This window comes from Saccharomonospora glauca K62, assembly GCF_000243395.2.
Taxonomy (GTDB): Bacteria; Actinomycetota; Actinomycetes; order Mycobacteriales; family Pseudonocardiaceae; genus Saccharomonospora; species Saccharomonospora glauca.
In genome coordinates, this window is the sequence record NZ_CM001484.1 from 1,857,511 (window position 1) to 1,872,602 (window position 15,092).

14 protein-coding genes are annotated in these 15,092 nt (G+C 70.1%); 6 read left to right on the forward strand and 8 right to left on the reverse strand.

The genetic code is table 11. The features are described 5' to 3' along the window. The first annotated feature begins 2 nt into the window (after positions 1-2). Genes SACGLDRAFT_RS08970 through SACGLDRAFT_RS08995 form a run of 6 tightly spaced genes read left to right on the forward strand, consistent with a single transcriptional unit; the run spans position 3 to position 7,387 of the window. On the forward strand, positions 3-1,151 hold the full coding sequence (locus tag SACGLDRAFT_RS08970; protein WP_040919766.1) for an acyl-CoA dehydrogenase family protein: 1,149 nt from the start codon (positions 3-5) through the stop codon (positions 1,149-1,151). Beyond that, complete coding sequence (locus SACGLDRAFT_RS08975; protein WP_005463818.1) at positions 1,148-2,755, forward strand: acyl-CoA carboxylase subunit beta; 1,608 nt, start codon at positions 1,148-1,150, stop codon at positions 2,753-2,755. Before SACGLDRAFT_RS08970 ends, SACGLDRAFT_RS08975 begins: the two co-directional genes overlap by 4 nt. A gap of 7 nt (positions 2,756-2,762) precedes the next feature. Then, positions 2,763-4,748 carry an ATP-binding protein gene (locus SACGLDRAFT_RS08980; protein ID WP_005463820.1) on the forward strand — a complete coding sequence of 662 codons (1,986 nt, stop codon included), beginning with the start codon at positions 2,763-2,765 and terminating at the stop codon, positions 4,746-4,748. Continuing rightward, complete coding sequence (locus SACGLDRAFT_RS08985; RefSeq protein WP_005463822.1) at positions 4,745-5,902, forward strand: acyl-CoA dehydrogenase family protein; 1,158 nt, start codon at positions 4,745-4,747, stop codon at positions 5,900-5,902. Before SACGLDRAFT_RS08980 ends, SACGLDRAFT_RS08985 begins: the two co-directional genes overlap by 4 nt. A gap of 26 nt (positions 5,903-5,928) precedes the next feature. Next, entirely contained in the window at positions 5,929-6,780 is an 852-nt protein-coding gene (locus SACGLDRAFT_RS08990) for an SDR family oxidoreductase (protein WP_005463826.1), read from the forward strand. Next, positions 6,770-7,387 carry a TetR/AcrR family transcriptional regulator gene (locus tag SACGLDRAFT_RS08995; RefSeq protein WP_005463828.1) on the forward strand — a complete coding sequence of 206 codons (618 nt, stop codon included), beginning with the start codon at positions 6,770-6,772 and terminating at the stop codon, positions 7,385-7,387. Before SACGLDRAFT_RS08990 ends, SACGLDRAFT_RS08995 begins: the two co-directional genes overlap by 11 nt. Positions 7,388-7,391: 4 nt before the next feature. Here the strand turns inward: SACGLDRAFT_RS08995 and SACGLDRAFT_RS09000 are convergent, their stop codons facing one another. The 8 genes from SACGLDRAFT_RS09000 to SACGLDRAFT_RS09035 form a co-directional block, all read right to left on the reverse strand. Continuing rightward, complete coding sequence (locus SACGLDRAFT_RS09000; RefSeq protein WP_005463830.1) at positions 7,392-7,967, reverse strand: DUF7822 domain-containing protein; 576 nt, start codon at positions 7,965-7,967, stop codon at positions 7,392-7,394. Between the two features lie 101 nt (positions 7,968-8,068). Beyond that, entirely contained in the window at positions 8,069-9,427 is a 1,359-nt protein-coding gene (locus tag SACGLDRAFT_RS09005) for an LLM class flavin-dependent oxidoreductase (RefSeq protein WP_005463832.1), read from the reverse strand. A gap of 8 nt (positions 9,428-9,435) precedes the next feature. After that, positions 9,436-10,188 (reverse strand): ABC transporter ATP-binding protein, encoded by a 753-nt coding sequence (locus SACGLDRAFT_RS09010; protein ID WP_005463835.1) that lies wholly within the window; start codon positions 10,186-10,188, stop codon positions 9,436-9,438. Further along, positions 10,164-11,030, reverse strand: a complete 867-nt coding sequence (locus SACGLDRAFT_RS09015; protein ID WP_005463836.1) for an ABC transporter permease — start codon at positions 11,028-11,030, stop codon at positions 10,164-10,166. The genes SACGLDRAFT_RS09010 and SACGLDRAFT_RS09015 overlap by 25 nt, the downstream gene beginning before the upstream one ends. After that, entirely contained in the window at positions 11,027-12,112 is a 1,086-nt protein-coding gene (locus SACGLDRAFT_RS09020; protein WP_005463838.1) for an ABC transporter substrate-binding protein, read from the reverse strand. Before SACGLDRAFT_RS09020 ends, SACGLDRAFT_RS09015 begins: the two co-directional genes overlap by 4 nt. Before the next feature lie 227 nt (positions 12,113-12,339). Beyond that, positions 12,340-13,176, reverse strand: coding sequence for a class II fructose-bisphosphate aldolase (locus SACGLDRAFT_RS09025; protein ID WP_005463840.1), 837 nt, complete (start codon positions 13,174-13,176; stop codon positions 12,340-12,342). A 3-nt stretch (positions 13,177-13,179) separates the two neighbouring features. Then, entirely contained in the window at positions 13,180-14,064 is an 885-nt protein-coding gene (locus SACGLDRAFT_RS09030) for an SIS domain-containing protein (protein ID WP_005463842.1), read from the reverse strand. Further along, positions 14,061-15,092, reverse strand: coding sequence for an ROK family protein (locus SACGLDRAFT_RS09035; protein WP_005463844.1), 1,032 nt, complete (start codon positions 15,090-15,092; stop codon positions 14,061-14,063). Before SACGLDRAFT_RS09035 ends, SACGLDRAFT_RS09030 begins: the two co-directional genes overlap by 4 nt.

The window sequence follows — 15,092 nt, forward strand, 5'->3', positions numbered from 1 at the left end:
CCCTGACGGACTCCTTCACCACGCCCGAACGCCGCCTGCTGCGTCAGACGGTGCGGAAGTTCGTGACCACCGAGGTCCTGCCCCACGTGGACGACTGGGAACGGAAGGGCGAACTGCCCCGAAGCCTGCATGCCAAGGCGGCGGAACTCGGGTTGCTCGGGGTGTCGTTCCCGGAACACGTGGGCGGGTCCGGTGGTGACGTCCTCGACATCGTCACGGTGATCGAGGAGGCGCATTACGCGGGCGCGCCGGGAGGGGTGATCGCGTCGCTGTTCACTGCCGGTATCGCCCTGCCGCACCTCGTCGCGGCGGGCGATCCCGAGCAGATCGACCGGTGGGTGCGGCCGGTGTTGGCGGGCCGGGCCATCGGGGCGCTCGCGATCACCGAGCCCGACGGCGGCTCGGACGTCTCGGCGTTACGCACCACCGCCGTCCGCGACGGCGACCACTACGTCGTCAACGGCACCAAGACCTTCATCACCTCGGGCTGCCGGGCCGACTTCGTCACCACGGCGGTCCGCACCGGCGGGCCCGGCGCCCACGGCCTGTCGCTGCTCGTGATCGAGAAGGGCACACCGGGGTTCACCGTGAGCCGCGGGCTGGAGAAGATGGGCTGGCACTGCTCCGACACGGCCGAGTTGTCGTTCACCGACGTCCGGGTGCCGGTCCGCAACCTGGTGGGCGCCGAGAACAGTGCCTTCGCTCAGATCGCCACCCACTTCGTCACCGAACGACTCACGCTGGCCGTGCAGGCGTACGCGACGGCGCAGCGGGCGCTGGACCTCACCGTGGAGTGGTGCCGCCTGCGGGAGACGTTCGGCAGACCGCTGATCTCCCGCCAGCTCGTGCAGCACACGTTGGCCGAGATGGCACGCCGGATCGACGTCGCCCGCTGCTACGTGCGCGAGGTCGCGGCGCGGCACGCGGCGGGCGAGGAAGTCGTCGCGCAGACGTGTTTCGCCAAGAACACGGCCGTCGAGGCGGGAACGTGGGTGGTGGACAAGGCCGTCCAGCTGCACGGCGGGCTCGGATACCTCCGCGACTCCGAAGTGGAACGTCACTACCGCGACGTGCGCATCCTGGGCATCGGGGGCGGCACATCGGAGATCATGACGCAACTGGCCGCCAAGCGACTGGGGTACGCCGCATGACGATCCTGAAGTCGGACGTGAACGTCACGGACCCGCGCTACCTCGCCTACCGTGACGCGATGCTGGCCAAGCTCGCCGAGATCGAGGCCGAGCACGCCAAGGCCGTCGCGGGCGGGGGACAGAAGTACGTCGAGCGACACCGTCGCCGCGGCAAACTGCTCGTGCGCGAGCGCATCGAGCTGCTCCTCGACCCGGACTCCCCGTTCCTCGAACTCTCGCCGTTGGCGGGCTGGGGGAGCGACTACCCGGTGGGCGCCAGCGTGGTGACCGGGATCGGGGTCGTCGAGGGCGTCGAGTGCATGATCATCGGCAACGATCCCACGGTACGCGGCGGCGCGAGCAACCCGTGGACCGTGCGCAAGATCTTCCGGGCGTGCGACATCGCGCTGGAGAACCGGCTGCCCGTGGTCAACTTCGTGGAGTCGGGAGGCGCGGACCTGCCCAGCCAGAAGGAGATCTTCATTCCGGGCGGGCGGCTGTTCCGCGACCTCACGCGGCTGTCGGCGGCCGGGATTCCCACGATCGCGCTCGTGTTCGGCAACTCCACGGCCGGGGGCGCGTACGTGCCCGGCATGTCCGACCACGTCGTGATGATCGAGGGACGGTCCAAGGTCTTCCTCGGTGGGCCGCCTTTGGTGAAGATGGCCACCGGGGAGGTCTCCGACGATGAGTCGCTCGGCGGCGCGGCCATGCACGCGCGTACTTCCGGGCTGGCCGATCACCTGGCACGCGACGAGGCCGACGCCATCCGGATCGGCAGGGACATCGTGAAGCGGCTGAACTGGCGCAAGCGCGGTCCCGCGCCCGCCGCCGTGGTGCCGCCGCGCTACGACCCCGAGGAGCTGCTGGGCATCGTGCCCGACGACCTCAAGGTGCCGTTCGACCCCAAGGACGTGCTCGCCCGAGTGGTGGACGACTCGGACTTCGACGAGTTCAAACCGCTCTACGGCACCAGCCTGGTCACGGGTTGGGCCCGCATCCACGGTTACCCCGTCGGAGTCCTCGCCAACGCCCGCGGCGTGCTGTTCAGCGAGGAGTCCCAGAAGGCCGCCCAGTTCATCCAGCTCGCCAACCAGACGGACACCCCGCTGGTGTTCCTTCACAACACCACGGGGTACATGGTCGGACGGGACTACGAGCAGGGCGGCATCATCAAGCACGGCGCCATGATGATCAACGCCGTGTCGAACAGCCGGGTCCCCCATTTGTCCATCCTCATGGGAGCGTCCTACGGGGCCGGTCACTACGGCATGTGCGGCCGCGCGTACGACCCTCGGTTCCTGTTCGCCTGGCCCAGCGCGAAGTCGGCGGTGATGGGGCCCGCGCAACTGGCCGGGGTGCTGTCCATCGTGGCACGCAACGCCGCGCGGGCACGGGGACAGGACTACGACGAGGCCGCCGACGCGGCGCTGCGCGAGGCGGTGGAGGCGCAGGTGGAGGCGGAGTCGCTGCCGCTGTTTTTGTCCGGCCGCCTCTACGACGACGGGGTGATCGACCCGAGGGACACGCGCACCGTGCTCGGCCTGTGCCTGTCGGCCGTGCATTCCCAGACCGTCCGGGGTGCCTCGTTCGACGGCACCGGTTTCGGCGTCTTCCGGATGTGAGGTTGTCGTGATCACGAATCTGCTGGTCGCCAACCGTGGTGAGATCGCGCTGCGGATCTTCCGTACCTGCCGGGAACTGGGTATCGGCACCGTCGCGGTGCACTCCGACCCGGACGCGAAGGCCCCGCACGTCACCGCCGCCGACGCGGCGGTGCGGTTGCCCGGTGCCGCCCCGGCCGACACGTACCTGCGGGTGGACGCGGTGGTGTCGGCCGCGCTGGCGGCGGGTGCGGACGCGGTCCACCCCGGGTACGGATTCCTGTCCGAGAACGCGGAGTTCGCCCGCGCCGTGCTCGACGCCGGCCTGCTCTGGGTGGGGCCCTCGCCGGAGAGCATCGAGCTCATGGGCTCGAAGGTCGAGTCCAAACGGGTGGTGGCCGCCGCCGGGGTGTCGGTGCTGCCCGAACTCGATCCGGAGGAGATCACCGAGGACGACCTGCCCGTGCTGGTGAAGGCGTCGGCGGGCGGAGGCGGTCGGGGCATGCGCGTGGTTCGTGAGCGGGCCGAACTCGCCGAGGCCGTGTCGGCGGCCCGTGCCGAGGCCGCGTCGGCGTTCGGCGACGACGCCGTGTTCTGCGAACGTTTCCTCGAACACGGCAGGCACATCGAGGTGCAGGTGCTGGCCGATGGCCACGGCACCGTGTGGTCCGTCGGGGAACGGGAATGCTCCATCCAGCGCAGACACCAGAAGGTGGTGGAGGAAGCTCCGTCCGGTGTGGATGAACGGACGCGGCGGCGGCTGTTCGAGGCCGCCCGCGCAGTGTGCCGGGCGGTGGACTACGTCGGCGCGGGCACCGTGGAGTTCCTCGTCACCGACGACGGCGAGTACTACTTCCTGGAGATGAACACCCGGCTGCAGGTGGAGCACCCCGTCACCGAATGCGTCACCGGACTCGACCTGGTGGCGTGGCAGCTGCGGATCGCCGAGGGACGGGCACTGGAGGGTGAACCACCTCGGCCGCGAGGACACGCCATCGAGGCTCGCCTCTATGCCGAGGACCCGCGTGCCGACTGGCGTCCGGGAAGCGGGACCTTGCACCGCTTCGCGGTGCGGGACGTGCGGGCGGAGTTCGAGGTGCCCGACCGGTACGGCGTCCGGCTCGACAGCGGGGTCGTCGACGGCACCGAGGTGAGTGTGCACTACGACCCCATGCTCGCCAAGGTGATCGCCTGGGGACCGGACCGCACCTCGGCGGCGCGCATGCTCGCCGGGGCACTCGCCTCGGCGCGCGTCCACGGTCCCGTGACCAACCGCGACCTGCTGGTGGCCGTGTTGCGGCACCCCGACTTCCTGTCCGGTGACACCCACACGGACTTCCTCACCCGGCACGCCGACCGGGTGCTCACGGCGGGCCCCGACGGGACCGTCGTGCGACTGTCGGCGCTGGCCGCCGCGCTGGCGGACGCGGCACACAACCGATCGTGCGCGCCGGTGCTCGGGTCACTGCCCGCGGGATGGCGCAACGTGCCGTCGGCCCCGCAGACGAAGACGTACCGGCACGGTGAGCTCGATCTCGTGGTCCGCTACCGAGCCACCCGCACCGGACCGGTGTCGGAGGACCATCCCGAGGTCACCGTGGTGTCCGTGACCCCGGAGCAGGTGGTGCTGGAGTGCGACGGCGTACGGCGGCCGTTCCACGTCAGCCGGTACCCCGGGCTGGTGGCCGTCGACTCCCCGCTGGGCGCGGTGAGCCTCGCTCCCGTGCCGCGTTTCACCGACCCAAGCGCCGAACTCGCCGAAGGATCGCTCGTGGCTCCCATGCCGGGCACGGTGGCCCGGGTGGTCGTGTCCGCCGGCGACGAGGTCCGGGCGGGACAGCCGTTGCTGTGGCTGGAGGCGATGAAGATGGAACACCGCGTCGCGGCACCCACCGACGGCGTGGTCACCGAACTCGCCGTGGCCGAGGGCGCCCAGGTGGAGCAGGGCGCGGTCCTGGCCGTCGTCACTCCTCGGGAGTCCACCGACGTCGAGGCAAAGGAGGAGCCAGCGTGACCTTCACCGAATCCGCCGAACGACTGGCGTTGCGCGAGGCCGTGGCCGAACTCGCCGCGAAGTACGGCCACGAGTACTACCTGGAGAAGGCCCGTGGGGGCGGACACACCAGCGAACTCTGGGACGAGGCGGGCAGGCTCGGCTACCTCGGCGTGTCGGTGCCCGAGGCCTACGGCGGCGGAGGCGCGGGCATCGGCGAGTTGGCGGCCGTGTGCGAGGAGTTCTGCGCGGCGGGCACCCCGATGCTGCTCATGGTGGTCTCGCCCGCGATCTGCGCCACGGTGCTCGCGCGTTTCGGCACCGACGAGCAAAAGGCACGCTGGCTTCCCGGATTCGCCACGGGACAAGTGCGGATGTCCTTCGCCATCACCGAACCCGACGCCGGGTCGAACTCCCACCGCATCACCACCACGGCCCGCCGCGACGGCGGCGACTGGATCGTGAACGGCCGCAAGGTGTTCATCTCCGGAGTGGACGAAGCGGACGCGGTGCTCGTGGTGGGCCGCACGTCCGACGCCCGCACGGGCAAGCTCAGGCCGGCGCTGTTCATCGTGCCCACCGACACACCGGGCTTCGAGTACCGGGCCATTCCGATGGACCTGGTCTCGCCCGACAAACAGTTCGAGCTGGTCCTCGACGACGTCCGACTGCCCGGCGACGCGCTGGTGGGGCACCCGGACGCGGCGATCGCGCAACTGTTCGCGGGACTCAACCCGGAACGCATCATGAGCGCGGCGTTCTCCGTCGGCATCGCGCGTTACGCCTTGGACAAGGCGGTGAACTACGCCAAGCAGCGCAGCGTTTTCGACGCACCCATCGGTTCGCACCAGGGGATCGCCCATCCGCTGGCCGAGGTGAAGATCGAGCTGGAACTGGCGAGGCTCATGACCCAGAAGGCCGCCGCCGTCTACGACTCGGGTGACGACGTCGCGGCGGGCGAGGCCGCCAACATGGCCAAGTACGCCGGGGCCGAGGTGGCGGTGCGGGCCGTGGACCGCGCCGTGCAGGTGCACGGCGGCAACGGACTGGCCTCGGAGTACGGTCTGGGGACGATGCTGGCCGCGGTGCGGGTTGGCAGGATCGCCCCCGTGAGCCGGGAAATGATCCTGAACTACGTGGCCCAGCACACTCTGGGACTTCCCAAGTCCTACTGACTTGGGGGACGAGCAAGGAGTTGTCCGTGAGCGACCTGTCAGGAAAGACGATCATCATGTCCGGCGGCAGCCGGGGCATCGGCGAGGCCATCGCCGTGCGGGCGGCGCGGGACGGCGCCAACGTGGCGTTGCTGGCCAAGACCGCCGAGCCGCATCCCAAGCTGCCCGGCACGATCCACACGGCCGCGAAGGCCATCGAGGAGGCGGGCGGCAACGCGCTGCCGATCGTGGGGGACATCCGCGACGACGAGACCGTGGTGCGGGCGGTCGAGCAGACCGTGGAGCAGTTCGGCGGTCTGGACATCGTGGTGAACAACGCGAGCGCCATCGACCTCACGCCGTCCGAGACCATCCCGATGAAGCGCTACGACCTGATGCAGGACATCAACGCGCGTGGGTCGTTCCTGTTGTCCCGCACGGCCATCCCGCACCTGCGGCGTTCGGACAACCCGCACATCCTGACGCTGTCGCCGCCGATCCGGCTGGAGGAGAAGTGGTTCACGGGAGGCCACCTCGCCTACAGCATCGCCAAGTACTCGATGAGCCTGGTCACCGTGGGACTCGCCGCGGAGCTGAAGGCCGACGGGGTGGCCGTGAACTCGTTGTGGCCGCGCACCACCATCGACACCGCGGCCATCCGCAACGTGGTCGGCGCGGAGCTGACGAGCCGGTCGCGCACGCCGGAGATCATGGCCGACGCGGCGTACGCGGTGCTCACCAAGCCGAGCCGGGAGATCACGGGGCAGTTCCTCATCGACGACGAGGTGCTGGCCGCCGAGGGGGTCACGGACTTCTCCCGTTACCGGCTCGCCGAGCGCGAGGAGGACCTGCAACTCGACTTCTGGGTCGAGCCCGCCGAAGGCACCAATGGCGCGTGAACCGCAGCAGGAGCGCAGCCGGACGACCCGCCGCCGGTTGATCGACGCCACCGTGGAGTGCCTGGCCGAACGCGGCTGGGCCGGGACCACGGTGGGCGTCGTCGCCGAACGAGCGGGGGTGTCGCGGGGCGCGGCCCAGCACCACTTCCCGACGCGGGAGGACCTCGTGGTGGCCACCGTCGAGTTCCTCGCCGAGGAACAGATCACCGAGGTCCGGCGGCGAGCCGAGACGCTGCCGCCGGGCCGCGGCCGGGCCGAGCCGGTGGCCCGCATGCTGCTGAACCTCTACACCGGAGTGAAGTTCCGCGCCGCACTGCATTTGTGGGTGGCGGCGTCCACCGACGAGGCGTTGCGGGCCGTGCTGGCGCCGTTGGAGGCGAAGGTGGGACGGGAGTCGCATCGGGTGGCCGTCGAGTTGCTCGGTGCGGATGAGTCCCGGCCGGGTGTGCGGGAGACCGTGCAGGCGACACTCGACCTCGCCCGTGGCCTCGGGTTGGCGGACCTGCTCAGTGACGACTCGAAACGTAGGCAGCGTTTGGTGCGTCAGTGGGCGAAGGTGCTCGAACCCATCGTGGGGGAGGCGGCCGATCGCGCTTCCGCGTCCTGACGCCTCAGGCCGTCCCGTCGGAGAAACTGAAGTACAGCACGGGGCTGTAGAAGGACGCGAAGTGGTTCCGCCAGTTCCGTCGCAGACTCTCCACCCAGGCGTCGTCGCCGCCCGAAAGGGCGGCCTCGGCGCGCCTGGTGGCGGGCTCGATCTCCGTGTCGATCACTTCGCGGATCAGCTTCAGGAAGGCCGACTCCCCCTCCTCCGAGGCGGTGTCGGCCCCTCCTCGGGCCTGCAGGATCTCGCCCGCCTCCAACAGCAGATACCGTTTCCGCTGTTTCCCCAGGTGATCGGTGATCTTCCGGACGAGTTCGTCGAAGTCGTCCCGCTCGGCGACGTCTCCTTTGCCGACCAGGCTCAGCACGGACAGCAGGAGGTCGGCGCCGCCGTCGAAGTCCGCTCCGATGCCGACCGGCGCGGACCAGATCATGGACGGCACCACGCGCGGGTCGCGTCCGGTCAGCAGCAGATGAGCCAGCGGAATGTCCCAGTTGTGCTCGGAAATTCCGAGGACCTTGTCGGGGATCTCGGTGTCCGTCGGGAGCGTGTCAGCGGAGTACAGATAGGACCTCATCGCCATGGGGCGCAGTGTAGGAAGCCCCTACGACGATTTCGGGCACGGCGGCACGAGGCAGCCGGGACACCGGCGGGGCCGACGTCGGCGAACCCGCCGGTGCCCCCTCAGACCGCCACCCGCTCCTCCGACGTCCGGGAGCTGCCGAAGAACCGGCTTTCGGGGCGGGGAAGCCCGTAGTGTCCCCGCAGAGTACGGGCCGTGTACTCCCGTCGGAACAGCCCGCGTCGCTGCAGTTCGGGCACGACCTGCTCGACGAAATCCTCCAGTACCGCGGGCAGGATGGGAGGCATGACGTTGAACCCGTCCGCGGCGCCGTCGCGGAACCAGTCCTCGACGACGTCGGCGATCTGCTCCGGCGTCCCGGCCGTGATGTAGTGACCGCGGCCACCGGCGAGCTTGTGCAGCAGGGCCCGTAGGGTCGGTCGTTCCCGCGCCACCAGGTCGCGGATCAGCTCGGCGCGACTCTGCGCGCCTTGGACGGTGGCGGGATCGGGGAGGTCGTCCGGCGACAACCGCTCGTCGAGGGAGAGGTGGGACAGGTCGGCGCCCCCGAACCGCGCCGACAGGTGAGCGAGGCCGACCTCGGGCACGGTGAGTTCGTTGAGCTCGGTCCACAACCGCTGTGCCTCCGCCTCGGTGGAACCGATCGCGGGACTGAGGCCGGGCAGCACCAGCAGCCGTTCCGGGTCGCGTCCGACGGCTTTCGCGCGTTGCCGGAGATCGGTCCGAAACTGCACGGCGGTGGCTTTCTCCAGGTGTGCGGTGAACACCGCCTCGGCGTAGGTCGCGGCGAACTGCCTGCCCGCCTCCGAGGAGCCCGCCTGCACGAGCACCGGTCGTCCCTGGGGCGACCGGGGAATGTTGAGCGCGCCCTTCACGTGGTAGTAGTGACCGTCGTGCTCGATCGGGCGCACCCGCTCCAGGTCGACGTAGATACCGGACGCCGGATCGTCCACACGGGCGTCGTCGGCCCAACTGTCCCAGAGCTTGGTCACCACGTCGAGGTATTCGAACGCGCGTCGGTAGCGTTCGTCGTGGTCGATCTGCCCGGTGTCCCCGAAGTTGGCCGCGGCGCCCTTCAGCCAGGACGTGACGATGTTCCAGCCCACCCTGCCATTGCTGATGTGGTCGAGCGAGGCGAACTGCCGGGCCAGGTTGTACGGCTCGGTGTAGGTGCTGGACGCGGTCGCGATCAGGCCGATGTTCTCGGTGGCCCTCGCCAGCGCGGCGAGCGTGGTCAACGGTTCCAGGCCACCTCGGGCCGAGTGTCCGATGTCCTTGCCGACCGTGAGGTGGTCGGCGAAGAAGACGGAGTCGAACTTGCCCTGCTCGGCGAGCACGGCTATCCGCTCGTAGTAGCTGATGTCGGTGAGGGAGGCGGTGGTGCCGCGAGGGTGTCGCCATGCCGCCTCGTGGTGGCCACGGCCGTGGATGAAGACGTTGAGATGCAGTGTTCGAGACATCGGGATTCCTAGTCGTTGTCGGTTGTCGAACTTGCTCGGTCTCCGACGCCGAGCGCCCGGAGAAGTTGTCGTCGTGCCGAGACGAAGGCCGGATGGAGAGGGTCACGGGGACGGTCGAGGTCGACGGGAAGGTCCAGCACCAGCCGTCCCGCTTCCAGGACGACGACGCGGTCGGCCAGTTTCACCGCTTCGTCCACGTCGTGCGTGACGAGGAGCACGGCGGGACGGTGAGCCGTGACGAGGTCCAGCAGGAGCGCGTGCATCCGAATGCGGGTCAACGCGTCGAGAGCACCGAACGGTTCGTCGGCGAGCAGTAGCTGTGGTTCCCGCACCAACGACCTGGCCAACGCGACGCGCTGTTGTTCCCCACCCGAGAGGGCGTTCGGCCAGGCCCGTTCCCGGCCCGCGAGTCCCACGTCGGCGAGAGCGCGTCTGCCTCGGGCCTCGGCGTCGGGGTCCCGGAGTCCGAGCGTCACGTTGTTCAGCACGCGCGTCCACGGCAGCAGCCGGGAGTCCTGGAACAACACGGAGCGGTTGTCCGGCACGGTGATCGTTCCCTCGCCCTCGACGTCGTCGTCGAGAGCCGCGAGGGCCTTCAGTAGCGTGCTCTTGCCCGAGCCGCTACGGCCGATCAGGGCGACGAACTCGCCCGAGTCGATCCGCAGGGTCACGTCGTCGAGGACGACCCGGTCACCGTAACGGCGGGTCAGGCCGTGGGTCCGTACCACGGGGGTGGTCAGGAGCCGATCGTCCGCCGCCACGACAGCACCTTTCGTTCGAGGAACCTCACCGTGAAGTCCGACACCAGCCCGAGGACCGCGTACGTGACGAGGCCGACCACGATGACGTCGGTCTGGCCGTAGTCACGCGCCTTGGTCATCAGGTAGCCGATGCCCTCGGTGGCGTTGATCTGTTCCAGCACGACCAGCGCCGTCCAGCACATGGTCACCGCCAGCCGAAGGCCCGTGAAGAATCCGGGCAGCGCGCCGGGCAACGCCACCAGGCGGACGAACTCGGCGCGCCGCAGCCCGAGGGTGCGCGCGAGTTCGACGTACCTGAGGTCGATGCCGCGCAGTCCGGCGTGCGTGTTGAGGTACACGGGAACGAAGACGCTGCCGACGATCACGGCGACCTTCATCTCCTCGCCGATGCCCAGCCAGAGGATGACCAAGGGGATCAGGGCCAGGGTCGGGATGGCACGTTTGATCTGGACCAGACCGTCGATCGCCGCCTCACCGGCGCGCGTCAGCCCGGAGAGCAGCGCGAGCACCACCCCGAGCACCACGCCGATCACGAGGCCGAGCCCGGCGCGTCGGGCCGACGCCGCCAGGTGGGGGAGCAGGTCCCCGCCCACGAGCATGTCGAACCCGGTGCGTACCGCTACCGAGGGAGCCGCGAGCATTCTGGGCGACAGCCAGCCGACCGTGGCCGCGAATTCCCAGACGGCCAGCAGCACCACCGGGCCGAGCAGCAGCCCGATTGGCTTCAGCGGACGCGGCACGAGAGGGCGTCGCCGGGCGCGGCGAGGTGCCGGGGTCGCTTCGGGGAGGGTCTGTTCGGTCGCGGGACGATCGGTGGTGACCGGAGCGTGGGCTCGTGTCATCGGACCGCGACCCTGCTGGCGTCCACCTTCGACACCGCTTCGTCGATCACGGGGTCGAACCGCGTGTCGAACTGGTCCGCGGCGTCGAGCCGCTCCGGAAGATCGCCCGCTTCGTACAGGACGTCGACGGTCTCCTGCTGCGTCGCGATCAAGTCGTCGTCCAGGGGAGGAAACCAGAAATCCCCCTCCGACTCGACGATGGCTCTGCCTTCCTCCGGACTCAACTTCTGGTTGTGGACGTAGTAGGCGTCGATCCAGGCGTCCTCGTTGTCTTTCGACCACTGCGCGGCGACGATCCAGTGCTGCACGAAGTCCCGGATCGCCGCGGCCTTCGCCGGGTCCGCCAGGGCCGAACCCCGCGCGTAGAGGTACTGCAGCCCGCTGGCCACCCCTTCGGTTTCCGAGTCGGGCACCGCGGTGGCCCCGGCGTCGCGGTACTCGGTGAGGTAACGGGTGAAGTGCGGTTCGTTCAGCACCGCGACATCGACCTGGCCGGTCCGGATGGCGTCCGGGAAATCGGCCGCCTTCAACGGGACGAGTTGGACGTCCTCGGTGGTCAGTCCCGCCTTGCGCAGCGCACGTAATACGTAGGGTTGCCGCCCGGTGCCCTCGCCGTAGGTAATTCGCTTTCCCTTGAGATCGGACAACGTCTTCACGCTGACTCCCGGCGCGACCGCCATTCGGTAGTCCGGCAATGACTGTTTTTTCGCCGCGACGATCGGAACCGCTTCCCCGGAGGCCTGGGCCTGAATGGGCGGGGTGTCGCCGACCACGGCGAGATCCACTGCCTCGGCCCGGATCGCTTCGAGAATGGCCGGGCCGCCGAGGAAATTCGCGTACTCCACCGACGCGCTCAGCTTGTCGTGTTCGCCGGACGCGCGCATCAGGGTCTGGAGCGCTTCGTTCTGGTCGGCGACGACGAGGGAGGTGCCGTTCGGCACTTCCGAGGGCAACGGCTCGTCGGTCGGTGGTGCGACGGAGGTGGCCCCCGGAGCCGGCGCGCAACCGCTGAACACCAACCCGGCGACGACGGCGGTTGCGAGCGCGGCGAACGTCGTTGTCGGACGTTGACGTTGGTGCATCGAATTCCTTTCCTGTTCCCGAACCGGCGGGCGGTCCGGCTCACGCGAATTCGATGCTCACGGCTTTTCCCCGGAAGCGGCAAGGAGATTTCACACCCTGGGAACAATTAAGATGAAGCGCTGAAAATAACGCTCCGAAAATAATGGGATGAAAATAATTCGACGATCGGAGGTGAGAGTGGGCGGCGTCGGCCCCACGACACCGGAGCCGACGCCGACTCGGACGCTCACACCGCGTCGATGACGTCCAGCAGCCGCACCACCTCGTCGGTCATCGCGGCGCGGCCCGCGCCGAGGTACTTGCGGGGGTCCACCACCTCGGGTTGCTCGGCGAGGTAGGCGCGTACCGCGTCGGTGAACGCGTGGTTGAGGTGCGTAGCGATGTTGATCTTCGTCATCCCGGTGCGCACCGCCGCGGTCAACGTCTCGTCGGGCACGCCCGACGATCCGTGCAGCACCAGCGGCACGTCCAGGGCCTCCCGCAGTTCGGCGATACGGGCGAGATCCAGACGGGCCGTGCGTTCGGTCATCGCGTGGGAGGAGCCCACGGCCACGGCGAGCGAGTCCACCCCGGTGTCGCGGACGAACGCCACGGCCTCCTTCGGATCGGTTCGCACGCCCGGCGCGTGGACGCCGTCCTTGCCCCCGACCTCGCCGAGTTCGGCCTCCACCGCGACCCCGACGGCATGGGCCTCGGCCACGACCTCGGCCGTGCTCGCGACATTGTCCTCGTAGGGAAGCGCCGAGGCGTCGTACATCACCGACGTGAAACCCAACCGGAGGGCCTCGCGAACGAGTGCCCGGTCGTCGGCGTGATCGAGGTGCGCGACCAGCGGCGCGGACGAGGCCTCGGCGACGGCGATCACCGCCTTCGCCAGCGGCGCCAGCGCGCCGTGGTAGCGCACGGCGTTCTGACTGATCTGGAGCACGATCGTGCGGCCCGCCGCCTCGGCCGCCGCGGCATAGGACTCCGCGTGTTCGAGCTGGATCACGTTGAACGCCGCCAGGCCGCGTCGTTCGGCGTGGGCTCGTCGGAGAGCTTCGTGAGGGGTGACCAGGGGCACGGTTCACTCTCCCGACAGGACGATCGAACGGGTCAGGTTACGGGGTCGGTCGGGATCGAGTCCCTTCGCCAGCGCGTACTCCACGGCGAACCGTTGACACCGCACGAGAGTGAGCTGCGGGTCCTCGTCGAACCACAGCGCCAGCGCCCCCGTGGCCTCCACCTCGGCCACGAGGCCGGCGGGTCGTTCGCCGAGGAACACCACGGCCGAGTTCGCGTCGGAGATGGCCTTCGGGCCGTGGCGGTAGTCCATCGCGGGGTACGACTCGGCCCAGGCGATGGCCGCCTCCCGCGTCTTGAGCGCGGCCTCGTGGGCGAGCCCGACGCTCCAGCCCCGGCCGAGGAACGTGAACTGGGTGCGGTCCAGAAGTGACTGCGGCACGGGCCAACGCACCACCTCCTCCGCGGCGGTCGCCAACGCCTCGACGTCGTCGGAGAGCCCGGCACGCAGCAGCGACAGCGTCGAGGTCGCGAAGCGGGTCTGCACCACCGAGCGTTCGTCGGCGAACGGCAGGACCACGACCTCGTCGGCGGCGTCCCGGCCGGGGGAGTCGGGGTCGCCGATCACGGCGAGCGTGCGTACCCGGCCCCGCAGGGCGGCCAGCAGGTCCAGCACCTCCGTGGTGGTGCCCGAGCGGGAGATGGCCACCACGAGGTCGTAGTCACGGCCGGCCGGGAACTCGCTCGCCGCGAAGGCGTCGGTGACGCCGTGTCCGAGGCTTTCGCGACGCGCGGCGTACGCCTGGGCGATGAACCAGCTCGTCCCGCACCCGACGACGGCCACGCGCGAACCGCGCGCGGGCAGCGGCGACGAGGCGGCGAGCGCCGCGGCCCGGCGCCAGGTGTGGGGCTGACTGGCGATCTCCTCGGAGACGAGGGGAGTGGTCACTGTGCGCTCCTTTGTCGAAACGACGGGCCCGAGGTGCGAGGGGAGGGCTCGTCGGGTCTTCGTGCCGCGTCCGCGTACGCGGCGACTATCGAGGCGAGGTCGGCCCCGGCGGCCCGCCAGCCGAGAAGCGCCGCGCCCCACGACCCGGCGGAGCCGCCGAGCGCGGCGGGCACGATCCGGGGGGCGGGGTGCACGGTGAGCCGGGCCCGGACCCGCTCCCGCAGCGGCGTGAGGAGGGCGTCCCCGGCGTGGACCAGACCACCGCCGACGACGACGTGCGCGACGCCGGTCACCCGGATCAGGTCGGCGACCAGCGCGGAAAGCACCTCCACGGCGTCGTCCCACACCCGGCGCGCCACCTCGTCGCCGGTGAGGGCGCGTGCAAGGACGCCGCGGGCGCCGTCGACGGTCGCGCCCGAGGCGGCGGTGTAGCGGCGGGCGATCGCGGCGGCCGAGGCGACGGTCTCGGCGCATCCGCGGCCACCGCAGGCACACGGCTCCCCGTCGAGGGCGCCGCCGTGGCCGATCTCGCCCGCGTAGCCGCCCGAACTCACCGGTCGTCCGTCGAGCAGCAGAGCAGCGGCCAGCCCGGTGCCCACCGACACGTACGCCTGGTCGGCCACGCCCCGGCCCGCGCCGAGCTGCCACTCCGCCGCCGCCCCGGTGCGCACGTCGTGGCCGAACCCCACCGGAAGGTCGGTGTGCTCGCGGAGGTGTCGCGCCACGGGTAGGTCGCGCCACCCGAGGTTCTCGGAGTGCACGCACACTCCTCGCCGCTCGTCGACCGTGCCGGGCACCGCCACCCCGACACCCACCGCGGTGTGGCTCGGGGGCACGGCCGCCAGCGCGAGGTCCACGGTCTCCAGCACGACCTCGAAGGCGCGGTCGGGACCGGCCTCCGCGTGTGTGGGGGAGGTGCCCTTCCGGAGCACGCCGGTGTGGTCGGCGACGAGCCATTTGACGAACGTCCCGCCCACGTCGAGGGCGACGACGGCCGAGGTCGGGGTGAGGTCGAGTGTGTCGGACAC

Coding starts and splice junctions, on each gene's coding strand:
- SACGLDRAFT_RS08975 (WP_005463818.1), top strand. CDS start 1,148: ATGACGATCCTGAAGTCGGACGTGAACGTCACGGACCCGCGCTACCTC.
- SACGLDRAFT_RS08995 (WP_005463828.1), top strand. CDS start 6,770: ATGGCGCGTGAACCGCAGCAGGAGCGCAGCCGGACGACCCGCCGCCGG.
- SACGLDRAFT_RS09000 (WP_005463830.1), bottom strand. CDS start 7,967: ATGGCGATGAGGTCCTATCTGTACTCCGCTGACACGCTCCCGACGGAC.
- SACGLDRAFT_RS09005 (WP_005463832.1), bottom strand. CDS start 9,427: ATGTCTCGAACACTGCATCTCAACGTCTTCATCCACGGCCGTGGCCAC.
- SACGLDRAFT_RS09015 (WP_005463836.1), bottom strand. CDS start 11,030: ATGACACGAGCCCACGCTCCGGTCACCACCGATCGTCCCGCGACCGAA.
- SACGLDRAFT_RS09020 (WP_005463838.1), bottom strand. CDS start 12,112: ATGCACCAACGTCAACGTCCGACAACGACGTTCGCCGCGCTCGCAACC.